Origin of the sequence: Nostoc sp. DedQUE07 (assembly GCF_034530975.2) — a bacterium.
Taxonomy (GTDB): Bacteria; Cyanobacteriota; Cyanobacteriia; order Cyanobacteriales; family Nostocaceae; genus Nostoc.
This window is the reverse complement of the sequence record NZ_JAVRCC020000007.1, coordinates 152,047-178,537: the sequence shown is the minus strand read 5'-3', so window position 1 is coordinate 178,537 and position 26,491 is coordinate 152,047. Positions and strand designations below refer to the sequence as shown.

19 protein-coding genes are annotated in these 26,491 nt (G+C 42.3%); 12 read left to right on the top strand and 7 right to left on the bottom strand.

Going from position 1 to position 26,491, the window contains the following annotated elements:
• Positions 1-142: 142 nt before the first annotated feature.
• Entirely contained in the window at positions 143-1,375 is a 1,233-nt protein-coding gene (locus tag RMZ95_RS08400) for a cysteine desulfurase-like protein (RefSeq protein WP_322685239.1), read from the bottom strand.
• Between the two features lie 495 nt (positions 1,376-1,870).
• On the opposite strand from RMZ95_RS08400, the gene RMZ95_RS08395 reads away from it, so the two are divergent.
• From RMZ95_RS08395 to RMZ95_RS08350, 10 genes are all read left to right on the top strand, one after another.
• Positions 1,871-2,092, top strand: a complete 222-nt coding sequence (locus RMZ95_RS08395; RefSeq protein WP_322685240.1) for a DUF4327 family protein — start codon at positions 1,871-1,873, stop codon at positions 2,090-2,092.
• Between the two features lie 2,104 nt (positions 2,093-4,196).
• Positions 4,197-8,096, top strand: a complete 3,900-nt coding sequence (locus RMZ95_RS08390) for a PAS domain S-box protein (RefSeq protein WP_322685241.1) — start codon at positions 4,197-4,199, stop codon at positions 8,094-8,096.
• A 734-nt stretch (positions 8,097-8,830) separates the two neighbouring features.
• Positions 8,831-9,223 (top strand): beta-lactamase hydrolase domain-containing protein, encoded by a 393-nt coding sequence (locus RMZ95_RS08385; RefSeq protein ID WP_322685242.1) that lies wholly within the window; start codon positions 8,831-8,833, stop codon positions 9,221-9,223.
• A gap of 204 nt (positions 9,224-9,427) precedes the next feature.
• The gene (locus tag RMZ95_RS08380; protein WP_322685243.1) at positions 9,428-11,851 is read left to right on the top strand and encodes a sucrose synthase; all 2,424 of its coding nucleotides are present in this window, start codon (positions 9,428-9,430) and stop codon (positions 11,849-11,851) included.
• 343 nt (positions 11,852-12,194) lie between these two features.
• On the top strand, positions 12,195-15,227 hold the full coding sequence (pgmB, locus tag RMZ95_RS08375) for a beta-phosphoglucomutase (RefSeq protein ID WP_322685244.1): 3,033 nt from the start codon (positions 12,195-12,197) through the stop codon (positions 15,225-15,227).
• A gap of 362 nt (positions 15,228-15,589) precedes the next feature.
• On the top strand, positions 15,590-16,939 hold the full coding sequence (locus tag RMZ95_RS08370) for an ATP-binding protein (RefSeq protein WP_322685245.1): 1,350 nt from the start codon (positions 15,590-15,592) through the stop codon (positions 16,937-16,939).
• A gap of 183 nt (positions 16,940-17,122) precedes the next feature.
• Positions 17,123-17,560 (top strand): Rrf2 family transcriptional regulator, encoded by a 438-nt coding sequence (locus RMZ95_RS08365; protein WP_322685246.1) that lies wholly within the window; start codon positions 17,123-17,125, stop codon positions 17,558-17,560.
• 93 nt (positions 17,561-17,653) lie between these two features.
• Positions 17,654-18,046 carry a pentapeptide repeat-containing protein gene (locus tag RMZ95_RS08360; RefSeq protein WP_322685247.1) on the top strand — a complete coding sequence of 131 codons (393 nt, stop codon included), beginning with the start codon at positions 17,654-17,656 and terminating at the stop codon, positions 18,044-18,046.
• Between the two features lie 97 nt (positions 18,047-18,143).
• Positions 18,144-18,632, top strand: a complete 489-nt coding sequence (locus RMZ95_RS08355) for a DUF2243 domain-containing protein (protein WP_322671567.1) — start codon at positions 18,144-18,146, stop codon at positions 18,630-18,632.
• Positions 18,633-18,847: 215 nt separating this feature from the next.
• Entirely contained in the window at positions 18,848-19,453 is a 606-nt protein-coding gene (locus tag RMZ95_RS08350) for a DUF4129 domain-containing protein (RefSeq protein WP_322685248.1), read from the top strand.
• A gap of 237 nt (positions 19,454-19,690) precedes the next feature.
• Here RMZ95_RS08350 and RMZ95_RS08345 read toward each other — a convergent pair whose 3' ends face one another.
• The 3 genes from RMZ95_RS08345 to RMZ95_RS08335 all read right to left on the bottom strand — a co-directional run bounded on the left by RMZ95_RS08345 (position 19,691) and on the right by RMZ95_RS08335 (position 21,570).
• Positions 19,691-20,971: an aspartate aminotransferase family protein gene (locus RMZ95_RS08345; protein ID WP_322685249.1), complete on the bottom strand. Its 1,281-nt coding sequence runs from the start codon at positions 20,969-20,971 to the stop codon at positions 19,691-19,693.
• 103 nt (positions 20,972-21,074) lie between these two features.
• Positions 21,075-21,350, bottom strand: coding sequence for a hypothetical protein (locus RMZ95_RS08340; RefSeq protein WP_322685250.1), 276 nt, complete (start codon positions 21,348-21,350; stop codon positions 21,075-21,077).
• A 1-nt stretch (position 21,351) separates the two neighbouring features.
• Positions 21,352-21,570 (bottom strand): hypothetical protein, encoded by a 219-nt coding sequence (locus RMZ95_RS08335; RefSeq protein ID WP_322671570.1) that lies wholly within the window; start codon positions 21,568-21,570, stop codon positions 21,352-21,354.
• Between the two features lie 125 nt (positions 21,571-21,695).
• Between RMZ95_RS08335 and RMZ95_RS08330 the strand changes: the two genes are divergently transcribed.
• Positions 21,696-21,878 (top strand): hypothetical protein, encoded by a 183-nt coding sequence (locus RMZ95_RS08330; protein ID WP_229458098.1) that lies wholly within the window; start codon positions 21,696-21,698, stop codon positions 21,876-21,878.
• Between the two features lie 132 nt (positions 21,879-22,010).
• Complete coding sequence (locus RMZ95_RS08325; RefSeq protein ID WP_322685251.1) at positions 22,011-23,027, top strand: potassium channel family protein; 1,017 nt, start codon at positions 22,011-22,013, stop codon at positions 23,025-23,027.
• 269 nt (positions 23,028-23,296) lie between these two features.
• Here RMZ95_RS08325 and RMZ95_RS08320 read toward each other — a convergent pair whose 3' ends face one another.
• The 3 genes from RMZ95_RS08320 to lysA all read right to left on the bottom strand — a co-directional run bounded on the left by RMZ95_RS08320 (position 23,297) and on the right by lysA (position 26,480).
• Complete coding sequence (locus tag RMZ95_RS08320) at positions 23,297-24,046, bottom strand: isoprenyl transferase (protein ID WP_322671572.1); 750 nt, start codon at positions 24,044-24,046, stop codon at positions 23,297-23,299.
• On the bottom strand, positions 24,043-24,966 hold the full coding sequence (gene cdaA / locus RMZ95_RS08315; protein ID WP_322671573.1) for a diadenylate cyclase CdaA: 924 nt from the start codon (positions 24,964-24,966) through the stop codon (positions 24,043-24,045). The genes RMZ95_RS08320 and cdaA overlap by 4 nt, the downstream gene beginning before the upstream one ends.
• A gap of 116 nt (positions 24,967-25,082) precedes the next feature.
• On the bottom strand, positions 25,083-26,480 hold the full coding sequence (gene lysA / locus RMZ95_RS08310) for a diaminopimelate decarboxylase (RefSeq protein ID WP_322671574.1): 1,398 nt from the start codon (positions 26,478-26,480) through the stop codon (positions 25,083-25,085).
• Between the last annotated feature and the right edge of the window lie 11 nt (positions 26,481-26,491).

The window sequence follows — 26,491 nt, the reverse complement described above, 5'->3', positions numbered from 1 at the left end:
CTTTGTAGGAGAGGGAGAATTCAACTTCAATTGCTTGGCTTTAAGACAAGTAGGGAGAGCAGGAGATGAAAAAAAGGTTTAACCCAAGCATCTTGAATTAAACCCAATAATTACGAATTACGAATTACGAATTACGAATTAGTTAAAATATCTGCTCCAAAGCCTCAATCAAGCTGTTAACTTCTTCAAGGGTGTTGTAATGCACCATACTCACTCGGACTATTCCACCTTGAGACGCTAAACCCAGGTATTCAATCAGCCGTTTAGCATAAAAGTCTCCGTAGCGAATCCCAATATAATGTTGGTCAACTTTTGCCGGAATAGTTGAGCTATTTATTCCATCAACGACAAAAGATATAGTTGGTACACGGGTTTGGCGGTCAGCCTTTGCTTGACCAATCACTCGCACATTCGGCTTACTGTTGAGGTAATTTAGGAGGCGATCGCTAATATGTTCTTCATGTATGCTAATTAAATCAAATGCTTGCACCATTTGATTTCTCAAATCAGGTGCAGTTTCATTCCCATAGTGCAGTTGTGCTAATTCACTTAAATAATCACATAAACCTAACATTCCATAACTTAATTCAAAATTGACATTCCCTAATTGAAATTTATAAGGTATATCTGTCTGGTCAATAAAATAATGGTTCAGACCAGGCAATCTTAATAAATGTTCTTCTTTGCCATAAAGTAAGGCATGGTGCGGCCCATAGACTTTATAAAAACTCAAAGTATAGAAATCAACATCTAAATCTTGGACATCAACTAATCTGTGAGGTGCATAAGCTACACCATCTACACAAATCATAGCGTTGCGATCGTGTACAAATGCAGCAATTTCTTTGATCGGGTTGATGGTTCCCAGAACATTAGAAGCATGAGTCAAGGCTACCAGTTTTGTGCGCTGACTCATCAATGGTTCTAAATCTGCTAAATGAAGTTCTAAAGTATCTGGGCGAACTTTCCACACTTTAACTTTTATTCCTTGTTTTTCAAGAGCGACCCAAGCACCAATATTAGCCTCATGATCGCAATTAGTAACAATTACTTCATCACCAGATGTGAAGGTTTTACCCAGACAAATTGAAAGAACTTTCAACATCATTGTAGTCGATGGCCCCATGACTACTTCTTTATAAGAATTGGCATTAATGAAAGTAGCCATTTCCCTAGTTGCTAAAGCCAATCGTTCTCCAGCCAGTTGAGAGATTCCATAAGAAGCTCCCAACTGGACATCAGAACTTAAGAGAAATTCGCTAATTCTATCTACTACTTTTTTCAGGGTTTGTGACCCACCAGCATTATCAAAAAAAGTCCACTCCCCAGCTAGAGCCGGAAAATATTGACGAACTTTATCAAGATTCAGGAGCATAATATAAGTTTTCTAGAGAATGTTCTTTACCCTAGCCTACCTTCTGACAAGTCGCCCAGAGAACATCTACATTAGACTTCTTGCATAAATCAAAAATAAAGAACCCCACCCCGCATTTGAGTAAAGCAAACGCTCCCCTATGCTTTGGGGAGAAGTTGGGAGTGAGGTGTTAGACTTTTGCAAGAGACTCCACCTGCTTTCATAACGGGAAGGTTAAGAGCGAACAAGTCAGTCGGGACGACCAACGTAGTGACAACCCTTATAAATGGGAAAGTGGTTGGGTGTTTGTGTATCTCATGTTAGCGTAGCCTCTGCCTCCAACACACTGTTCGCGATCGCACGAGAAGTTGAAATCTCCTGTATTTAATTTCCAGCAACTATTAATGTCTTGATTCTTCACAATTCTCGCCAATTTTATTTGATAAGTTTAAGGGAGAGTCAAAGCAACTATTGTTTTGAGTCTTAATTCCTTGATTGAAAATAAAGGAACGACTTATGAATACTACGGTAAAATATGACATCCAAGTTATCAAACAAGAAGCACTTAAACTTGTTCAAAAGAGACTTGTTAACCGTCAACAGCCAATTTATACTCTCTGTAAATATATTCCTCATCGTGACTGGATTAATTTTGAACTTGAGTTAGAAAAAAATGAATTTTTACTCAGAGATAGAATTATCGATTTACTGAATCATGAATCTTGGGAAGATGATTGAGGCTACATAAGGCTAAACCCTATTAGCTGCATCCCATAAAATCAAAATTACAAATTCATTTTTCAACATGAAAAACTCCCAAATTAATCGGGGGCTATAAGCAAGAGATTATTAAAGTAAGCAATAAATCTTGATGGATAGCTTTGCTTTGAAAAGATAAGAGAACCATTGCTAGCGTCATAATTCTCTGTTAAATAAGTTGGCACAATAAAAACAAACTGTGTGAAGAAAAGTAAACAAGATTTAAACCCTTTTTCTACCTTCTTTATCTCAACAATAATTATTTACACCGAGCTACGGTGTACACACAAGTTTTTGAGAGTTGTCCTACAAACTTATACCAATTTGAAAAATGATTGCGACAGATGGAAAACTGAAACACTTATCTAATGGATGTTTCACAATCTAAAATCTAAAATCGTTCGACTGAGCGTAGCCGAAGTCTAAAATCCAAAATGGTATTACCATTGTCCTCTCGTTTGCCTACTCTGCATAGGAATGGTTAATTAGGGGTTGCTACCTCCAGTCAGACATAGCTTAACCTCAGAAGCAACCTCACCTCTTTGGCTGTGGGTTTGAGAAATTTTTCTGTTTTCTTTCTATAAATGTGTCAATTAATACCTAAAAAATAGGCTATAGTCTCACATTCTTGAGCAATTAATTACTGAAATCAAGAAAAGCAATTAGACTAATCGGTTTCAGTAAATTGGATTAGGTAGATAACTCTTCTAGCCCAATCCATTCGGTAATCGATTGCCATTGGCTTGCGTAAACAATAGTACTTCTACGTTTTTCTTTCTGAGGCTTTCTAGGTAGTTTTCCCATGACAACATCAGCGAACGAACTGGATTCGTTCCGATTATGCCTATTATAAATAGGCATTTCCTGCCAGCAGTGACGACAAAACCAGTAAGTCTCTGCACCGCGTACATGTTCTAAAAGTAAACTTGAGCAGCAAGGACAGTAATTCATATTTTTCTCAAATCCTGTTCATAAAAGTGTTATTGCGATTCAGGGCAGCTATTTGAGAAGCCCGTAGATATTAAAAAGAAACTGTCTATATTTTGACTATAGTCTTTAAATATGAGGAAGTTGTGAGGATAGTCAAAATACTTAATGTTTTAGAAAAAGTTATACACAATTGTTAAGTAATACTTTCAGGCTAATTTAGCGGTTTTTTCACAAGTTCCTCAAATTATCTTCGTATAAATTCTTATAACTATAAATGTGGGGCTTCAGAGCGGCGTTACTGCTAGCGTGCCACCTACTTATGAATAGAATAAAGAATAAACCAGTCAAATTCTTTTCCCTTCTGATTTATTGGCAGTTGATGCTGAGTTCGCAAAGTTCCAGTAGGGAAGATTACAAGTTGGGTATTGCTCGCTCAATGCAGTGGCTCTTGAAGTTGCGAAACTTTCCCACATGACTGTCTCCTCTATGTTAAAGTGTTCCAAAAAATAAACGATCCAAAACCTGTCATTGTGAGCGTAACGTAGTGAAGCGAAGCAATCTCAAGTACTTTGCGATTGCTTCATTCTGCTTTGCTCCTGCAATGACAATTGGGCATTTTTTTAATTGGAGTACTTTTAGGGAAACCGTCTCCGGCAATGGCTCATTTTTTGTATTGTTTATTAAAAGTATTGCTGGAGTTTATTAAGAAAGCCGAAATTCTGAACCTCTGTCAATGTTTGAGATCAAGGGTTTAATATTTGCACTCATCAATTAATTTCAAATATTTCACAGTAATAAGACTATCAAAACTATCAATTAAGGTAATATCTTAAGATAGCAAATCATCTATCTATAAATTTGACAATAGAATGAGTTTGACGACTCTAAAATTTTATTTACTTTCTAATTTAGTTACTAACTTGTATTGTATGTATCAGGCATTCTAATAGTTAAAGCCTGTATTTATCAATACAATTAATTTATAGTTGCTTTATAGTTAATTTATGATTACATTTAGCCGCCTGCTAGTTGCTTGATAATTATTACGCCACAATAATTTCTGATGTTCAACAGCTGACTTCTTTTGCTTGTTGTTGACTTCTGCTAATTTGTCCTGAATATCAAAAAGCTTATTAGGATTGATAAATTAACTATGCAATTTAACGATCGACTGATTAACTTACCTAGTTTAAATCATGTTATAAATTATTCACCATTAAAGATTAACCCTGATAGTTTTGTAATCGAAGCTATTTTATTGATGAGTCAACAAGGATGTATTAATTATGCATCTAGCAACTTAAATTATTCGCTGAACTTAACTCTTGGGAATCAACCAATATCCGGTTGTGTCTTGGTTATGGATGGAGGAAAATTATTAGGCATTTTTACTGAAAAAGATGTAGTTAGACTTATAGCTTCGAGAATAGATTTATCTGGGGTGACAATGGCTGAAGTGATGACGCAGCCAGTAATTACCCTTAGACAATCAGATTCTCAGGATATTTTCATCGCTTTATCTTTATTGCGTGAGTATCAGACTGGCTATTTGCCCGTTTTAGACGATCGCGGACAATTGGTAGGAGTGATTAACGAGACTAGCTTGCTACAAGCCTTTGACTTGGTAAAAATGGTAGGGGTCGTTGAAGGCTTGCAGCAATATTTACAAAAACCCAGAGATGAATTTAGCCAGGTTAATCAGTACACAGAGATACAGCAAGTGTGCTGCCAGACTCAAAATAACTTAAAGCTATGGGTTGAGGCACAATCGGCTGAAATTATGCAAGTTAATCAGGAGCTTCAGCAAGCCCTCGAAGAACTCCAGGTTATGGAAGAAGAACTGCGCGAACAAAATGAAGAGTTGGCCGTTGCCCGCGAGCTAGTAGAATTGGAGCGTCAACGTTACCAGAATTTGTTTGAGTTCGCTCCAGATGCTTATTTGGTAACTGATACAGCAGGTATTATCCAAGAGGCTAACCGAGCAGCAGCAATCTTGCTGGCTGTACGCCAAAAATATTTGGTAAACAAACCATTAATTTTATTTATTCCTTACCAAGACCGCCAAACTTTTAACACTCGACTAATTAATAAACAGCAGGAACAGAAGTGGGAAGCTTACTTAAAACCACGGGGAGGTAGAGCTTTTCCGGCTAGTATTAAAGCCGCCGCCATGTACGATTCAAAGGGTAAGCAAGTTGGCTGGCGCTGGTTATTCAGCGATATTAGCGAACGCCACCAGGCAAAGGAATCACTGCGCCAAGCTTACGAGGAATTAGAACAACGAGTGGCAAAACGGACAGCAGAACTTGTGATGTCCAATGTGCTGTTGCAGCAAGAAATTGCCGTTAGCGAAGCTGCCCGAAGGGATCGCCAACGCGCAGAAGTTGCATTACACCAGAGTGAAAATCTCTATCGCCAACTCGTGGAAAGCCAAACTGACATAATTATCCGCATTGATTTGCAAGGGCAGATTACCTTTGCCAATGCAGCTGCTTGTCAAATTTTCGGTTGGAAACAAGATGAGTTTCGCGATCGGTCAATTTTCCAATTTCTTCATCCAGATGACTTGCCTGAAGCGATGGAAGATATGGCAGCTTTAGGATCTTCATTCCATCCCTTGATTAATCGTGAGCGACGTGCATTGACAGTCAACGGTATCCGTTGGTTTCAATGGAATGCGATCGCAATTCGTAACGACAAAGGAGAGGTTCTTGAAATCCAAAAGGTAGGCAGAGATATTACCGAACAGCAAGCTACGCTACACGAATGCCAAGTTGCCGAAGCAGCACTGCGCCAAAGTGAAGAGAAATTTCGCAAATTTGCGGAAAACACCCACGCAGTTATCTGGATTGCCAGCACAGATTCATTCCGAACTTTGTATGTTAGTCCTGCCTATGAAAAAATTTGGGGTCGCTCTTGCCAAAGTTTATTGGAGCGGCCTGAGTCTTGGATAGACTTTGCTCATCCAGACGATCGCGAGCGCTTAACCATTGCAGCAAAGCAACAGCTTATTAATGAGTCGGTTTCAATAGAATATCGAATTTTGCGACCTGATGGATCGATGCGCTGGATATGGGATCGAGGCTTTGCTATCTATGATGACCAAGGAAAAGTTCAATACTATGGTGGCATCGCCGAAGATATCACCGAACGCAAACTAGTCGAAGAGTCACTGCAAGAAAGTGAAGCGCGATTGAGTTTAGCTACCGAAGCAGCCCAAATTGGCATCTGGGAGCGGAACCCGATCGCTAATACTGGTATTTGGTCTGCCAATATGGGGCCACTTTATGGTCTACCGAGCAATACCTTATGTCCAACCTATGAAGATTATCTTAATTTAATCTATCCAGAAGACCGCGAATCAGTGGCTGCGAGTATAGCGCGGATGATTGAGCAAGGAAAGGGATCTATAGAGTATCGAATTGTCTGGCCCGACGGCAGCTTACACTGGTTAAACTGCAAAGGTCAGGTTTACTATAACGAAATCGGTCAGCCGATCCGGATCGTCGGCATAAATAGGGATGTCACTGAGCGCAAGTTGGCAGAACAAAAAATCTCTGAACAAGCCGCTTTACTTGATATTGCCACCGATGCCATATTAGTTCGAGATTTCCAGTCTCAAATCTTATTCTGGAATCAAGGTGCAGAGCGGATGTACGGTTGGCTTTCTACAGAGGCGATCGGAAAAAACCTCCAGGAGATTTGTTACACAGCAGGAACTCAGCAGCAATTGGAAGTACCCCTGAAAAGGGTAATTGAGAGTGGTTCGTGGCAAGGTGAGTTAAATAAAGTTACAAAATCTGGTCAGAAAATTATTGTGGAAAGCCGCTGGACATTGATGCGCGATTCTGCGGGAAAACCCAAATCCATCCTGACTGTTGACACTGACATCACCGAAAAGAAACAACTCGAAGAACAGTTTTTTCGCACCCAGCGATTGGAAAGCCTTGGCACTCTTGCAGGTGGAATTGCCCACGACTTGAACAATATATTGACACCAATTTTGGCAGCGGCTCAATTGTTACAGAGAGCATTGTTACAAGATGAGGAGCGTTCTGGGCAACTGTTGGCACTTGTAGAAACCAACGCCAAACGCGGAGCAGCTTTAGTAAAGCAAATCTTGTCCTTTGCACGAGGATATAAAGGAGAGCGGACAATTATCCAAATCCAATATCTGATTTCAGAAATTGTCCAAATTGCTAAACAGACATTTCCCAAATCTATTGAACTTTCCACGTTTATCCCAAAAGAAATTTGGGCTGTAAATGGAGACATCACGCAACTGCATCAAGTATTGATCAATTTGGTAGTAAATGCCCGCGATGCTTTACCGGATGGCGGTAATATCAATATTTCTGTAGAAAATAAGTTTATTGATGAAGCTTATACGCGAATGAATCTTGATGCCAAGGTTGGGCATTATATTGTGATTACCGTTGCCGATAACGGAATTGGCATACCGCCAGACATAATAGATAGAATTTTTGAGCCATTTTTTACTACAAAAGAGGTCAATGCAGGTACCGGACTTGGACTTTCAACAGTGCTGGGAATCATCAGAAACCACGACGGTTTTATCAAAGTGTCTAGCAATGTTGGTAGAGGCAGCAAATTTGACCTGTTTTTACCAGCAGTGGAAGCAACCCAAGCGTTCAACATAGAAGACCTGGATTTGCTTTCAGGAGAGGGAGAATTGATTTTGGTTGTGGATGATGAACCCCAAATTCGGGAGATTGTCACAATCATCTTGGAAAACCATAACTATAAGATACTAACTGCCAGTAATGGCATTGAGGCGATCGCGCTTTACGCCCAATACGAGCATCAAATCAATGCCGTATTGATGGATTTAATAATGCCAGAAATGGATGGAATCATTGCTATTCGCACCTTGCGAAGAATGAATATGCAGGTTCAAATTATTGCCTGTAGCGGACTCAACTCAATGGAAATCTTTGCTCAATCTGCTGAGGCTAATGTACAAGCAGTTTTATTAAAACCCTATACGGCCAGAGAATTATTAAAAACCTTACATAATTTATTCAGAGACTAGTACCGCAAGGCGGAATTAACAATTAAAAATTAAAAATTAAAAATTAAAAATTAAAAATGTATACAGCATAAGGGTTTCGTTGATTTGGAATGATTGGTTTATTTCTGCCTTGTATAGCAGTTGCCAGGTAGATTAGGACATAATGACAAGCGTAAATATCAGGAATAGCAAGGTTTTTACCTCCTGCCTGGTTGTTGAGCGTAGTCGAAACACTGCCTCCTGCCTCCTGCTATATTAGGAGCGCAAGGCGGAAGTCAAAGGTCGCGTATGCTTTAATTTTGGGCTTTCTAGCTGTAATGAAATAGCGCGATCGCTTTTTCCAAACTATTGAGAACGAAATCAAACGTTTATCACAACTGATTCATGACCTGCTCGATCTCGGAGGCTTAGAGGATATTTGAAAAGTGGTATGTTGTGATTTTAATCGAATTATTACCCCCCTTAATCCCCCCGATGTATTGGGGGAAACAAGAAAATCCGGTTCCCTCCCAATATATCGGGGAGGGTTAGGGTGGGGTAAAAAATATTTGATACATTAATCACGACTTTTCAAACATCTTCTTAGAAGCAGGAATTACTCAACTCGAACAGCAAACTTTCTCACTGCGCGATCTGATTCACCATGCTCAATGCTCCAATTCTCTAGACTTTGATGATTTCCTCACAAGTTCCTCAAATTTCTTTGCTAGGGTTAAAGCTAGGGCAATGTCGGCAAAATGGAGTTAATCCGGCTGATGAACATTATTAGAGAAATTAATCGTGAGTTAGCGATCGCAGGACAAATTACACTAGCTCAGCTGCAACAAGTAGCTGATGAGGGTTATAAGTGTGTAGTTAATCTACGTTTGGCTGACGAAACAGGCTGGCTGGCTAATGAACGGAAAAAAACTGAACTTTTGGGATTGTATTATGTTAATTTCCCAACTGAATGTGAAGACATTAATCATCAAAGTACGCTCCAGATGTATCAGACTATCACTGAATTACCCAAACCGATTCTGATACATTGTGATAATTCAATTCGTTCAGCTGCAATAGTATTTTTGTATATAGCCCTAAAACAAGGTATAGACTTTGAAAAAGCACTGCAAAAAGTTATTAGTTTAGGTTTGATATCTAGAGTTTAGACCTTAACGCAAAAGATACTCTTTTGCCCTTTTCTCCCACTTCCTCATCCCATAGATTTGAAGTTATTACAGCCTTTCATCCCAGAGCTAGACGCGAAAATTTTTATAGCAATTTACGATTGTTTGGGGAATATACCTCAGCAAACCGAAAACTGGAAAAAAAAATGAGGTTATTACCTAACTAAATTTCTGGAATTCGTCATCATGTATGAACTAGTTCAAGCTCTCTCCAACGGTGATGAGAAAACTGCTCTACATCAGTTGATTTATGCGTTGAGTGCTTCAGGTAAGAATTACTTCCTAAGAAATGAGATTTTGCTCTTCTTTGCTGATTACTGTCATCAATCCCAAAAGCCAGCCTATTTTTACCACTCTTCTTCTGTTGGCAAACTAATACAATATACCCACGAAATCATTCTCGAAGAGGGAAGAACTTGGTTCGTGATTCGACCGAGGATTGCTAATCAACAAGTTTGGCAACTGACAGCCGATTTTAGTAAGTTCGAGCAGATGACGCCTCAAGCGCTGTTAGATGTGAGAGATCGTTTAGTCAACCGTTACCAACCTCATATCCTTGAAATCGACCTCCACCCCTTCTATGAGAGTTCTCCAAGAATTGACGATGCGAGAAATATTGGTCAAGGTTTAGCCTTCCTCAACCGTTACCTGTGCAATCAATTGTTGACTGACTCTGAATATTGGGTAGAAATGTTATTTAAAGCATTACATAGGCTGCAATGCAATGATATTCGCCTGTTGTTGAGCGATCGCATTGACTCCGGTATTCAGTTAGCCAAACAAATTAAGCTAGCGCTGAAATTCCTGAGCGAGCGATCGCCTGATGAACCTTATGAAAAATTCCGCTTCGATCTCCAAGAACTCGGCTTTGAGCCGGGTTGGGGTAACACTGCGGCGCGAGTCTCCCAAACCCTAGAACTCCTCGACCGACTCATTTACTCTCCAGAACCTGCCATTTTAGAAGCTTTTGTGGCCCGCGTCCCCGCCATCTTTCGCGTTGTCCTCGTTTCTGTCCACGGCTGGGTTGGACAGGAGGATGTTTTGGGAAGAGATGAAACACTCGGTCAAGTTATCTACGTCCTCGAACAAGCTCGCAGCCTAGAAAACGAACTGCGCGAACAAATCAAACTCGCTGGACTCGACCAGCTAGGTATTAAACCCCATGTAATTATTCTGACTCGATTAATTCCTAACTGTGAAGGCACATTTTGTAACTTGCCCTTAGAAAAAGTCCAAGATACTGAAAATGCTTGGATATTGCGCATTCCTTTTGGTGAATTCAATCCAGAGATTACGAATAATTGGATTTCTAAATTCGATATTTGGCCTTATTTAGAGCAATTTGCTGTAGATGCAGAAAGAGAATTACTAGCTCAATTCCAAGGCAAACCTAATTTAGTTGTTGGCAATTACAGCGATGGGAATTTAGTAGCCTTTCTGCTATCTCGCCGGATGAAAGTTACCCAGTGTAATATTGCCCACTCCTTAGAAAAACCTAAATATCTATTTAGCAATTTATATTGGCAAGATTTAGAAGATAAATATCATTTTTCGGCACAATTCACCGCCGATTTGATTAGCATGAATGCAGCTGACTTTATCATCACATCGTCCTATCAAGAAATTGTCGGTACGCCTGATACCATCGGTCAATACGAGTCATACAAGTGGTTTACGATGCCGCAGTTGTATCATGTAGTTGATGGCATTGATTTGTTTAGTCCTAAATTTAACTTCGTGCCGCCGGGAGTAAATGAAAATCTTTTCTTTCCCTACAGCCAAAAAGAAAAGCGAGATCCTAAACTTTGCACAGAAGTTCACGACTTACTCTTTAGCCGCGAAGATCCACAAATTCTTGGTTATTTAGAACGCCCCAATAATCGCCCAATCTTTGCCCTTGATACCATCAATTCAATCAAAAATTTCACTGGTTTAGCTGAATGTTTTGGTAAAAGTCAAGCGTTACAAGAGCGTTGTAACCTGATTCTATTAACTACTAAACTGCATTTACACGAAGCTAGCAACCCAGAAGAAGCAGAAGAAATTCAAAAACTCCACGACATTATCGACCAATATCATCTTGATGGCAAGATTCGCTGGGTGGGGATGCGTGTTCCTAGCCGCGACATCGGCGAAGCCTACCGAGTAGTTGCAGATTCTCAAGGAATTTATGTCCATTTTGCCCGTTTTGAATCCTTCGGTCGGAGTATTTTGGAAGCGATGATTTCTGGCTTGCCAACTTTTGCTACTCAATTTGGCGGTTCTTTAGAAATTATCGAGAACAAAGAAAACCAATTTAATGTTAATCCTACAGATTTAGAAGGAACAGCAACGAAAATTTTAGACTTCCTTGAACAATGCGATACTCATACTGAATACTGGCAAGAAGTTTCAGAATGGATGAGTCAGCGAATTCATCACAAATATAATTGGCATTTACATAGCAATCAATTACTACTGCTTGCGAAAATGTTTAGTTTTTGGAACTTTGTTGCTCCCGAAAATAACGAAGCTAGAGATCGCTACATGGAAACCTTATTTCATCTCATTTATAAACCTAGAGTCGAAAAGATTTTGGAAAAACATCAGGGAGTGGGGAGTGGGGGATGAGGGGGATGAGGCAATACGGTGCGGGTTTTGATCCCCCCGCCTACGGCGACCCCCTTAAAAAGGGGGTAAATAGGAGGAAAAGCCCCCTTTTTTAAGGGGGTTGGGGGGATCTCCGAGAGCCAAATATACTAACCGAACCGTATTGGGGGATGAGGGGGATTAGAGACTTGTTCATCCACCTCTGAACTCCGTTAATCCACCTCTGAACTCCGTTAATCCACCTCTGAACTCCGTTAATCCACCTCGGAACTCCGTTCATCCACCTCAAATACTCATTAACGGAGTTCAAAGACTCATTCATCTAGCTCAAAGACTCAAAATCCCAATTCCCCAATCTTAATTTATGCAAACAAAAGGTCGTTCTCGCCATTTTATCTACACAGACTGGATATTAATCGAAACCCAGTTTGACCCTGAGCAATTGCACTCCAAAGAAACCGTCTTTACAATCGGCAATGGATACCTGGGAACAAGAGGCAGTTTCGAGGAAGGTTATCCTCATGCATTGCCAGCTACTTTTATTCACGGTGTTTACGATGATGTGCCTGTGGTTTACACCGAACTGGTAAATTGCCCTGACTGGCTACCCTTGATAGTAATTGTAAATGGCGATCGCTTTCGTCTCGATCGAGGTGAGATATTGCGCTACGATCGCCAGCTTGATTTAAGCCAAGGACTACTGACTCGGGTTTTGCGTTGGCGCTCTCCCAGTGGGAACACCATAGACATCAGCTTTGAACGCTTTGCTAGTCTTGCAGATCCGCACGTGTTGGCGTTACGCTGCCATTTAACACCAATAGATTTTGAGGGGTTAATCGAAGTTCAAGCTAGCATCAATGGCTATCCAGAAAATCAGGGTTTCAATCACTGGGAAGAATTAGATCAGGGCAAGATTGACCAAGGAATCTGGTTGCAACGCCGCACGCGCAACTCTCGAATTGAACTCGGTATGGCAGCTAAGTTGACAATATTAGGCACTGAAGCATCTTTGCAAGTCAATACCGCACCTGGTTATCCTACTTTGAGTACAACCTTCTTGGCGAAAGCGCAGCAGACCGTAACCGTGGAAAAACTTGTTACCGTTTTTACCTCGCGGGAGATTGAAGCACCAGTTCCAGCAGCTCGAGAAAAACTCGCACAGCTGCCAAATTATGCAACATTACTAAAAGCTAATGAACAGGCATGGGATGAGGTTTGGCAGCAAAGTGACATCCTGATTGAGGGAGATAGCACAGCTACTTTTGCTGTTCGCTACAATCTATTTCAGCTGCTGATTGCTGCCCCACGGGATGACGATCGGGTGAGCATTCCCGCTAAAACCCTTTCGGGGTTTGGCTATCGCGGTCATATTTTTTGGGATACGGAAATTTTTATGCAGCCTTTGTTTCTGTTTACTCAACCAGCGATCGCCCGCAACTTACTCAGTTACCGTTGGCACACCTTACCAGGAGCTAGACGCAAGGCAGGCCATTACAGTTATAAAGGGGCAATGTTTGCTTGGGAAAGTGCTGATACCGGAGATGAAGTGACACCACGTTGGGCTATCGGCAGTGATTTTTATGGTGAAGATGTGCGGATTTGGTGCCGCGATCGCGAAATTCATATCAATGCAGATATCCCCTACGCAGTCTGGAACTACTGGCAAGCCACTGGTGATGATGACTGGATGCAAAAGTGCGGCGCAGAGATTATTTTAGATGCCGCGCTCTTTTGGGGTAGTCGAGTCGAATTCAATTCTGAGCGCTCGCGGTATGAAATTCAGGGAGTAATCGGAGCGGATGAATACCATGAATTAGTCCACAACAACGCCTTTACAAACCGGATGGCGCAATGGCATTTAGAGAAAGCGATCGCCGTCTATGATTGGCTGGCTGATAAATTCCCCGAACGAGCCACCGAACTAGAACAGAAACTAAAGCTGACTCCAGAGGAGCGATCGCACTGGCAAGATATCGTCGCCAAAATATTGTTTTTCTATGACCCATCAACAGGACTAATCGAGCAGTGCGAGGGATTTTTCCAATTGGAAGATATCAACTTAGCAGATTATGAACCACGCGATCGCTCTATGCAACCGATCTTAGGTATTGATAAAACCAACAAATCTCAAGTACTCAAACAGCCAGACGTATTAATGCTCCTATATTTAATGCGGGAATCAGCAGATTTTCCCTATAACGAAAAAGCATTGCAGACCAACTGGGACTACTACGCACCCCGCACCGATATTACTTATGGTTCGTCCCTTGGCCCAGCAGTTCAAGCCATTTTAGCTTCCGATTTGGGCAAATCAACTGAAGCTTACGAACAATTTATGCGGGCGTTAATGGTGGATCTTGAAGATAACCGAGGTAATACCAACGACGGAATTCACGGTGCTAGTGCTGGTGGAATTTGGCAAGCTGTAATTTTTGGATTCGGCGGCATCCAATTAACTGAAAATGGCCCTGTAGCCAACCCCCACCTTCCCCCTGGCTGGACGCGTCTGAAGTTTAAACTGCACTGGCGCGGGAAATGGCACGACTTTGATTTGCATTGGGAATTGGGCATTGGGCATGGGGCATTGGGCATTGGGCATGAGGAGAAGGGAACAAGGAGACAAGGAAACAACGCAGATAACGCAGACAACCAATTCTCAATGCCCAATACTTCTCTGCGAGACGCTACGCGAACGACTTCGCTCAGTACAAGTGCCCAATCCCCAATGCCCAACATCCAAGGATTCATTTTCGATTTAGATGGTGTGCTAACAGATACAGCAGAACTTCACTATCTCGCTTGGCAGAAGCTAGCTGATGAAGAGGGTATACCATTTAATCGAGAAGCTAACGAAGCCCTGCGGGGTGTATCCCGTCGTGCTTCTCTGATGGTGATTCTTGGGAATAGAGCGTATTCGGAAGCACAAATCGAGGAGATGATGGAGCGTAAAAATCGCTACTATGTGGAATTGATCCAAAACATGACATCCCACGATTTGTTACCAGGTGCGATCGCCTTGTTGGATGAACTGCGGCAAGCTGGTATTAAGATCGGTATTGGTTCAGCAAGCAAAAATGCCCAGACTGTGATTGAGCGATTGGGCATTGCTGATAAAGTAGATGCGATCGCTGATGGTTATAGCGTCCAAGAACCCAAGCCAGCACCCGACCTCTTTCTGTACGCAGCCAAGCAGCTAGGAATCGAACCAGCGCAATCTGTGGTTGTAGAAGATGCCGCAGCCGGTGTTGAAGCCGCTCTCGCTGCTGGGATGTGGGCAATAGGACTTGGCCCTGTTGAGCGAGTTGGAGCCGCTCATATTGTTTTACCCAGTCTAGAAGGTATTAAATGGGCAGACCTTCGAGAGCAATTGAGTAATATTTCCAAACGAAAACATTAAATATAGCAAGGGACTGGGGACTGGGGACTGGGGACTGGGGACTGGGTGAAAAGCCTTTTTGTGTCTAAGTTGTATCGTGTCTGTTGATGTCCTAACCACCAAGGCTTGTGCTATAAACGAGAGCTGCTTGATTACTTACAGCAGATTTCCAGGAAGGTGAAATACACAAAGATTCGTCTTAAAGCCAGATATAAAGTATGTTTTACTCCTGAATTCTGCTGTATTCAGTCCTAATCAGCCCAAAGAACTAAAACTACCTAAAACTACATTGAAATTACTGATAGCTGCTAAACTCCAAAAGCTAATATCGTCTAAGTAGGGAATCTAAAACAAACTCCACTTTAGAAATTAGGAGCAAGAGCGTGAATTCGGACGATTTAGCTTTGCAGATAGAGAACATGCGTAAGCGCGTCGCCCTCTTGCAACGCCAGAACGAACAGCAAAAAGCACAAGCAGATATTCAACTCGTTACCGCAGTATTCAAAGAAGTTTACCTGGCTTTGGAAGAACTTCAACTAGTAAATGAAGATTTAAAGCAGCAGAATGAAGAATTATCCAAAACTCAACAGGCTTTGGTAGCAGAAAGTCAACGCTACCAAGAATTATTTGAAGAAGTCCCAGACGCTTATTTTGTGACTGATACAAAAGGGATAATTCAGGAAGCTAACTCAGCCGCTACCACTCTGCTTAACATTTCTAAAAGTTCATTGTTGGGCAAATCCATAGGGATTTTTGTGCTTGAGAAAGAAATAATTGCTTTTCATTTGAAACTAACTCATCTGCGCGATCGCGCCCAATTCCCAGACTGGAAAATGCAAGAATGGGAAGTAAACCTACGACCGCGTGACAAAACACCTATTATTGCTGCGGTTAAGGTGGTTGCTATCCGCGATCGACATAGTGAGTTAGTTAGTCTGCGCTGGATATTGCGGGACATTAGCGAAAGCAAGCGAACCCAAGCCAAGCTGCAATGGGCAGAACAGGCGATGCGACAAGCGCTTGCTAAAGAAAGGGAGTTTAGCGAACTTAAATCCCGCTTGCTCACCATCACTTCCCATGAGTTTCGCACCCCTTTGGCTACCATCCACTCTTCTGCGGAACTACTAGAACATTATCGCCACCTCTGGAGCGAACAGCGACAACAGACCCACCTGCGTCGCATTCAAAAATCAGTTATGCATATAACCCAGTTATTGGATGATGTATTAGTGGTGAGTCAGGATGAAACAAGCAAGTTAGAGTTTAATCCAACACCGATAAATTTAGTAGAATTTTGCCGCGATTTATTAGAAGAATTACAACAGAGCGATCGCTCACAACATGCGATCGTTTTTAGCAGTGAGTGCCAATGCACAGAAGCTAATTTAGACGCGAAACTACTGCGCCAAATCTTGAGTAATTTATTCTCAAATTGTCTAAAATACTCTCCCATTGGAAGTACAGTTAGGTTTTCTGTAACCACTAGCAACGAGCAAGCTATATTTCAGACTCAAGATTCTGGTATTGGCATTCCTGCTTCTGACATTGAACACATCTTTGAACCGTTCCATCGCGCTAGTAATACAGCCAATATCCCAGGAATGGGATTAGGGATGTCCATTGTCAAGCAGGCTGTAGATTTACACGGCGGCGAGATTACAGTTGAAAGTGCGATCGATGCGGGAACTACCTTTACAGTTATTCTGCCATTTTCAAGAAATTTCCATGTATAGCTAATCAATCACTTTTATTTATCGAATTTAAAAACAAAAGTAATTGCTTGTATGCTAGAAGGTCTTTAAAGTGGAGTAAGCCGGTCAACAATAGGTTGATTGTAAAGTTTTTCTTAGCAGTAGCTTAGGGAAACAAACTCAAAGACTTTGTATCTTTAAATATGAGCTTAAAATATTACGCCTGTGGTAATCTCTAACAAATCAGAATACGCACTTCTAGCCCTGTTAGAGTTAGCAACCTGCTATCCTAACGGTGAAGCCCTACAAATTCGAGAAATAGCGGCTTTGCAAGACATCCCGAACCGCTATTTAGAACAACTCCTAGCGACATTAAGACGTGGAGGTTTAATTAAGAGTATACGCGGAGCCAAAGGTGGCTATGTTCTGGCACGAGATCCCGGAAAAATTACAGTGTTGGATGCTTTTAGCTGCATGGAAGGGTCAGATATTATTGTCTCTCCTTCTGAGCCGACTCCTAATACAGTAGAAGGTGAGCTAATTCAGGAAGTTTGGCAAGAAGCACGTCAAGCTGCTAACTCTGTTTTAGCAAAATATACACTCCAAGACCTTTGTGAACGAAGATCGCTCCGACAACAGAAGGAACTAATGTATTACATTTAGGAAGTATAATTACTAGTTCGTAATTCGTAATTCGTAATTCGTAATTAAAAGGGGAAGATGAAAGTAAGAACGAGCAATCTGTGACACTGTTATATGCCTGAAGTCAATTTTCAACAGCCGATAAATAGTGCCGCTACTCTCGTGGAGAGTTATGCAGCAGGAAAACGGAACTTTAGTAAAGCAGAACTGGGTAATGCTGATTTGCAAGGCATTAACTTGAAAGGATCTGACCTAAGTTATGCTGACTTGAGTGAAGCTAACCTGAGTAACGCTAATTTGAGGGGAACTGATTTGAGCTTTGCCGATTTGAGTCAAGCTAATCTGAAGGATGCCGATCTTAGGGGAGCATTATTGATGTCAGCGAATCTCCGCCAAGCCGCTCTTAAAGGAGCGAACCTGGAAAAAGCAGATTGCGATCGCAGCACCCATTTTCCCCAAGATTTCGACCCAGTGAAAGCGGGTATGCAGATTAAATTTGAATATTAATTAATTTAAGTTGAGCGATCGTACTGGCCTCAAGATAGAAGATATTTCTCTCAAAAGAGTTGTATTTTGGTAAAAAAGCCTATCTATGAGGTTGACAATGGAGGCGAAAAGTGAAACCCTCAACCGACGCGCACCACTAATAACTGCTGGGATTTTTCTTGGTGTGGGTCTTGGAGGGTTTATTGATGGAATTTTACTGCATCAAATCCTCCAGTGGCATCACATGCTCAGTAACATTAGGCCTCTGACAAATAGGGCGAATATAGATTTGAACATGGTGTGGGATGGATTATTTCATACCTTGGATTGGGTATTCACCGTGGCAGGACTTGTGTTACTATGGCGTGCCGGAAGACGTGATGATGTTCCTTGGTCATCACAAACCTTTATTGGATCGATACTGATTGGGACTGGGTTGTTCGACTTTATTGAAGGTTTAATTGACCACCAAATTCTCGGTGTCCATCATGTGAAACCAGGCCCAAATGAGTTAGCTTGGGATCTAGGATTTCTGGCATTCGGTGCGCTACTTGTTCTCATCGGCTGGCTAATGATAAAAAAAGAGTCAAGAGTCATTAGTCATTAGTCATTGGTCATTGGTCATTGGGTATTGGGCATTGGGCATTGGGCATTGGGCATTGGGCATTAGAGTGCTGAGTTAGGAGTTAGGAGTTAAGAGTTAAGAGTTTTGTTTATCTCCTTGTCCCCTGCTCCCCTGCTCCTCTGCCCCCTGCCCCTCTGCTTCCCTGCTCCAACTCATTACTCATTACTCATCCGCTCCCCCACTCCCCGCTCCCTCCTATGACAGATACTTTTGAAAAAACTAGCTGGAATTGGCATTTGTCTCAATTCCAACAACAAGCGGGTGAATGGTGGGAATACCAGTTTTACCGCTTTGAACGGGCTTTACCAGAATTGCCTACTGATTGGTCAATTAGCCCAAGGCTTAGTGAATTGCTGAAATTCCTGTTTTGGCTGGTACTGGGATTATTTGTAGCGTGGGTGGGTTGGCGATTATGGCGAGAATTCAGTCCCTATATATATTCTTGGCTAAATAGAAGTGCCAATCTCACTGATTTTCGCGTCAAAACTCGCTCCAATGAGTCATCCATAGCCCTTTTGTTGGAGCGATCGCAAGAATTTTACCGTCAAGGTAACTACCGTGAGGCTTGCCGTTGTGTTTATTTAGCGATGTTGCAGCAGTTGGATAAAAATGCGATTGCACCCCACAAACTCAGCCGTACTGATGAAGAATATTTGCAATTGCTGCGATCTTCTGTGACTTCCATACAGCCTTATGAAACTTTAATTACTACTCACGAGCAATTATGTTTTGGTAATGCTGAGATTTTGCCAGACAATTATGAGCAGTGTCGGCAAGCTTATCGAGAAATTTCCCCAGAATGAAAAAGAGACGTTACAATGCAACGTCTCTACACAAAACAAACAATATTTTATATGAAGAATTCAGAACTCAGGAGTCAGAATTCAGTATGAATTCTGTACGAGTGGGTGACGCATATTGGTTAAAAGCGAGTGAAATAGTTACTGGGCGAAAAAAATTAAAATATTCTCGCCTTAAAACTCTATCTCTTTATGGGTTGAGTATTCACCAATTCTGAATTCTGTATTCTGACTCCTGTTTTATTTGGTGAGAATTGCGATCGCCTTGTCCACAGCTTGCAAGGCAGTATTGACTTCCGCTTCTGTAACAATTAACGGTGGCACAAATCGGACTACTTTTGGCCCAGCTGGTACTAGCAATACACCTTCCTTGATGGCAGCATTGACGACATCGGCTGCGGTTATCTCGATGTTGGCTCGTAACTCCAAACCGTTGATTAAACCCCAACCCCGAACTTCGCCAATGTGCTGAGGATATTTCGCTGCGATCGCCTTCAATCCAGTTCGCAACTGTTCGCCCCTGTCTTGGACATTCTGCAAAATATTTTCCCGTTCCAATGTCTGGCAAACACTGAGTGCCACACCACACACAAAAGGATTTCCGCCAAAAGTGCTGGCGTGTTCCCCTGGTTGAAAAACATCGCAAAATTTCTTGCTCATCATTGCACCGATGGGGACACCTCCACCTAAGCCTTTAGCACTGGTGAAAATATCCGGTTCAACGCCGAGATGCTCGTAAGCCCATAATTTGCCGCTACGTCCCATACCAACTTGCACTTCGTCGAAAATCAACAAAACGCCAGTTTCATCGCAAATTTGCCGGAGCTTTTTGAAATAGGCAACGTCTCCTGGACGTACACCGCCTTCTCCCTGCAATGGCTCGATCAGAATTGCTGCTACCCGATAATCGCCTTCATCCAACTCGCTAATCGCCACTTCCACAGCGTTAATATCGTTGTAATTTACGTAGTGGAACCCAGGAACCAAGGGATCGAAGTACTTTTGATACTTGGGTTGTGCTGTAGCGGTAATGGTTGCCAAAGTCCGCCCGTGGAAACTGGCATTGGCGGTTAAAATAATCGGTTTTTCAATGTCTAATACTGTGTGAGCGTATTTCCGCGCCAGTTTAATTGCGGCTTCGTTAGCTTCAGCACCAGAGTTGCAGAAAAATACGCGATCGGCACAGGAACGATCGACAAGCCATTTTGCCAATTCACCTTGCTCAGGAATGTAATACAAATTAGAGACATGGTGCAGCTTTTGGATTTGGCGTGTTACCGCTTCTACCATTGCTGGGTGGGCGTGCCCTAAAGTACAAGTAGCAATTCCCGCTACAAAGTCCAGATATTCCCGCCCCTGCGTATCCCAAACCCGGCATCCAGCACCCCGTTCTAGGGCTAAGGGAAACCGGGCGTAGGTAGACATGACAGCTTCATTAAAGCTATCTGTATCAAAGGGACTAGATGCTGACCCTGAATCTGGGGGGATGGTGGCTTGGTCAACGAGAGTTTGTAGGCTCACTACCGCTCCTCCTGAAAGTTTTTCATTATATAGTTATTTACTAGTTTCCTAGAAATCCCTAAAAAATACTTTTTATTTAGCACAACTCGTACTTCTTCTTAAACTAACGTTTATATGACCTCAAAGGCCTGGTGGTGGTGAAAAAAACTTTGTACTCAACACTTGAGCAATTTAAAGCCACAGATCCCCGACTTTTTAAAGAAGTCGGGGATCTTCTCGATCGCGATTGACCCAGTAGCCCAACAACCATTTCAAGGTGCATCTTAGCTTTGTGCAAATTCAGCAGGTTCTCTTGGTCAAACCTATCGGGGTAAGCCATTCTCGTACCTTCCAAGGTTATTTTGATGAGTGCTGCTTGCTCATCTGTGGGTGAATTCATTTCATCTCATCCCTTCAAAAAATTGAATGGCGCTAAGTCCAGGAGATTTTAATCCCCTTCCTTCTCTTAGCTGCCCAAGTGCTAGCTGAGGGAATGCCATCAGAGAAGTAAGGTAGCTGACTTTGTATGCCGCACTGCCTGTAGGTTTAACACCGTATCGACGGCATAAGTCACGTAATTCTGGGATGGTTTTGATTTCTAACTCGGAACGCGTGAACATAAAATAGAGTTACCTCTTGTAAAAGTGGTATCGGTAGGTAACAACTTTTCCAGGGATGATACCTACCGATTTAAACTCTATTTCCTTGTATACATCAAATCAAGCCTTATTTATATCTCTCAACAATGCCTAACCCCAAGGGTAACCCTCAAAATTTTGAATCATCTCAACCAAGTAGAGAGTTAACCGATAATCTGAGTTTCCGGGTTACTAAGGAAATGAAGGAAGAGGTGAAAGCACAAGAAGACCCTCCAGAATTCTGTAGACGCGCTATCCAAGAAGCACTAGATAAGAAAAAAGGTAAGTAGTCCTGAGTTATTGGACTATTAGTATAGATAATTTTAAAGTTAGTAGAAAACTAGAAAAAGTAGGCTAAAAATACTATTTTTACCTCATTCTCAACACTTGAGCAAAAATATCAACGTATCCAAAAAGAGTTGATGGCTGGGGCGATCGCTCTTGGTGGTGTTTTCTTGATTGGCACTTTGTGGTACTGGTTAGTGGAGGGCTGGTCATGGGAAGATGCAGCTTACATGACAGTTATCACTTTGGCGACTGTGGGATACGGAGAGACGCAACCACTCGGTAGTCGAGGACGATTGTTTACAATTGCCCTGATTTTGTTAGGTGTAGTCAATATCGGTTACATTGTCAATAGATTTACAGAAGCGATTATTCAAGGGTACTTTCAAGAAGGAATTCGGCTACAACAACAGAGGCGGTTAATGGAATCCTTAACAGAACACTACATCATCTGTGGATTTAGCCGGACTGGTCGGCAAATTGCCAAGGAATTTCGGACAGAAGGTGTAGCTTTTGTAGTAATTGATTCGGAGACAGAATCAATACAAAGGGCACAGACTGAAGGTTACACAGCATACCAAGGTGACGCTACATTAGATGACACACTCCTAAAAGTTGGTATTGAACGAGCGATGTGTATCGTTGCAGCCCTTCCCTCTGATGCTGAAAATTTATACATCGTCTTGTCAGCAAAAACGCTGAATTCAGGAATTCGGGTGATCGCACGGGCAAGTACAGAAGAAGCTTTGCAGAAGTTACGACGCGGTGGTGCAGATGAAGTGATATCCCCCTATATTACTGGTGGAAAGCGGATGGCTGCTGCGGCTCTCAGGCCCCAAGTATTGGATTTTGTAGATGGGATTTTGACTGGTGCAGACCGCCAGTTATATATGGAAGAATTTTTACTCGATGCAGCTTTCTGTCCTGTTGTGGGTCAAAGTTTGCAAAAGGCGAGATTGCGATCGCAAACTGGAGCATTGGTTCTGGCAATTCACCGTGTTGATGGAACTTTAATCGGTGGCCCCACTGGCGATACGATTTTAATGTCGGGAGACAGACTAATTGGTATGGGTACAGCAGAGCAATTGCGTAGCCTGAATCAAATTCTCGGCCCAATGAATTCCAAGAAACTGCGACGACCGAAAAATAGTTGATTTTATTTAATTACTTTTTTATCCCAATTAGGTATTGGTTGTATAGCACAAGCCTTCGTGGTTAGGACATTAACAGATGATAAAACTTAGACACAACAAGACTTTTCACCCAATCCCCAGTCCCCAGTCCCTTGCTATATAAATAAGTTGGCACAAGAAAACCAAACTATGTGAAGAAAGATAAACTAGACTAAAACCCTTTTTCCTCCTGCCTGATGCCAACGACAAATTTTTACGCCGACCTACTGAGTCTAATTGCGTAAACAGATTTAGACTTTCCCAAATCGCCGCTCCCGTTGCTGGTAGGCACACAGGGCACGATGAAATTCGGCACGGTCAAAATCGGGCCAGAGAGCATCGGTAATATAAATTTCTCCATAAGCCATTTGCCAGAGAAGAAAATTTGAGAGGCGGATTTCTCCACTGGTGCGAATTAACAAATCTGGGTCAGTAATTCCGGCTGTGTACAAGTGGCTCTCAAACACCTGTTCATTAATTTCATTGGGTTGTAGCACACCTTGCTGGACAAGCTTAGCGATCGCCTGACAAGCTTGTAAAATTTCTTGCCGTCCACCATAATTAGTTGCCACGGAAAACCGGATACCGCGATTATTCTTAGTTTCTTCCATTGAACGGGAAATTTCTTGTTGAAGCGATCGTGGCAGGTCTTGCAAATTTCCTACAAACTTAATTTGAACATTTTCTTCGACCATTTCCCGCAGTTCTTGGCGCAAAACTCTTTGAAATAGAGTCATCAAAAAATCTACTTCTTCCTGCGGTCTTTTCCAGTTCTCTGTTGAAAAAGCATAAGCTGTCAACGCCTGAATTCCCCAATCCTGACAACAGCGAAGTAAATCCTTGAGAGCATCTACTCCTCGCTTATGACCCATAATTCGGGGTAGACCCTGACGTTTAGCCCATCGACCATTACCATCCATAATCACCGCAACGTGCTGCGGCAATAATTCTCGTTTTAAATCGGTAGGTAAATCTTGCAGTTTAGTTTGTTGTAGTGTCATTTTTTATCTCGAGAAGCGGTCGATGGTAATCTGAGTAAACGTGAAACCAGTGCTAGTGTCTTCCCACCTATCCGACGAACAAAACTCAACAGACCAGGAGCAACAGCTTCCCTATCCACGGTTGGAGACAAAACAGCCTCTAATGACTCTTTCAGTTTCCTATTCGTCAGCGGTCTATTTAGGGTTCCCCGTTCCGCTAAGGAAATAGAACCCGTTTCTTCAGAGACAACGACACAAATGCAATTTTCGACCCGCTCAGTAATTCCCATTGCTGCCCGGTGGCGTGTTCCCAGCTGGCGCGAGGCTGTGCGTCCCGAAAGTGGTAAAATTATACCTGATGACACAATCCGTGAGCCACGAATCAATGTCGCTCCATCGTGTAACAAAGTTTTCGGCTGAAAAATTGTCTGGATTAGTTCTTTAGAAACTTCCGCATTTAGCTTTACTCCTGGCACAGAAAAATCTCGCTCATCAATTGGCCCTGTGGTTTCCACAATTAGTAAAGCTCCAATGCGGTTTTTTGACAATTCTTTAACAGCCTCAACAATTTCATCAATTACGCTATCAGATTTGGGGATTGCCAGACGGTCGGGTTGAAACAGCTGGCGGAATTCGCCACGCCCCAATTGCTCCAAAAACCGCCGAAACTCTGACTGTAGAGCAACTGCCATCGCCACAGCACAACCAATCACCAACTTTTCTAGTACAAAACTTAGCAGAGGTAGTCCGAATCTGCCACTGAGTGCTGAGGCTAGCATTAAGATAATGAATCCCCGCACCATCCATAGTGTCCGGCGCTCACTAATAATAACTAGTATCATGTACGTCAGCGCCAGCACTAACACAATATCCAGAGTCCCAAGTAGCAAGGACTGTGACCACCCCAGGTTTGTCAGCCATTGCTTCCACCAATCTCTCATGACATCTGGATTAAACTTTTGCCTCTAATTTACAGTTGGTCATTTGTTATTTGTCCTTTGTCATTTGTCCTTGGTCATTTGCAAATGACCAATGACTAATGACCAAGGACAAATGACTATTTCTTTAGTCTTTCTGGTAGGCGATCTTGTCGAATTAAATCTTCATAAGTTTCACGTTGCAAAATTAAATTTGCTTCGCCATTTGCCACTACGACAGCTGCCGGTCGAGGCAAGCGGTTGTAGTTAGATGCCATACTGTAATTGTACGCACCAGTTCCCATAACTACGAGAATATCCCCTGGTTCAGTCTTTGGGAGTAGAGCATTTTTAATCAGAATATCTCCTGATTCACAATGTTTACCAGCAATTGTGACTGTTTGGGTTAAAGGTGAAGACATTTTATTGGCAACTACTGCCCGATAAACTGATTGGTAAGTAATCGGTCGGGGATTATCAGACATTCCCCCATCGATCGCTACATAGGTACGAATTTCTGGGATAACTTTGGATGAACCAATAGTATAAGCAGTGACGCAAGCTGTGGCAATTAGCGATCGCCCCGGCTCGCTAAGTAATTTCGGCAAAGGCAGATTTTCGGCCGCACAAGCTGCTTGAATTACTTCACAAATTGCCTTCACCCACTCTTCAATGCTAGGGGGATCGTCTGATTCTATATATTTAATCCCTAAACCGCCACCAACATTTAACTCTGTAATATTTAAACCAAACTTAGCAGCATCTCGCAGCCATTGCACCATAACGGCGGCCAAATCTTGATGTGGTTGGCGCTCAAAAATTTGGGAACCAATATGAGCGTGTACCCCTACGCAATTAAGGATAGGTTGTTGACTGACAAAACCAAACACCTCATCTAAATCGTTGGGATCAAAACCGAATTTGCTATCTAAGTGTCCCGTGCGAATATATTCGTGAGTGTGGCACTCAATACCGGGAGTTAACCGTAGCATGATGCGGATTGGTTGAGCAGGTTGGGCTATTTCGACAAGGGTACGCAACTCATACCAATTATCCGCCACAATGGTGACATCAGACTCGATCGCTAAAATTAATTCTTCACGAGATTTATTATTTCCATGAAGGTAGATTTTATTGGGACTAACACCCGCTTGTAGGGCGGTGTAAAGTTCGCCTCCGGAAACTACATCAATTCCCAGTCCTTCAGATGCGGCGATCGCACAAACAGCTAAACAATTCCAAGCTTTTGAGGCGTACAATACTTGAGATTCGCCCTTGTAATATTGCTTGAAAGCATCTCGGTATTGCTGACAAGCCGAACGCAGGGTTTCTTCATCTAAAATATATAAAGGTGAACCAAACTGCTCAACTAGGGTTGTGACATCACACCCACCAATTTCCAAGAGGTCATGATGATGAACTCTGGCAGTCAAGGGTAAAAGTTCTTGATTAGGCGAAGGATTTGCACTGGTGTCGTGTCTTTGAGGTAAATATTGACTTCCAGAATGTTGAACCCCAGTGGGGTGAGTCGATACCATAACTATAAAAG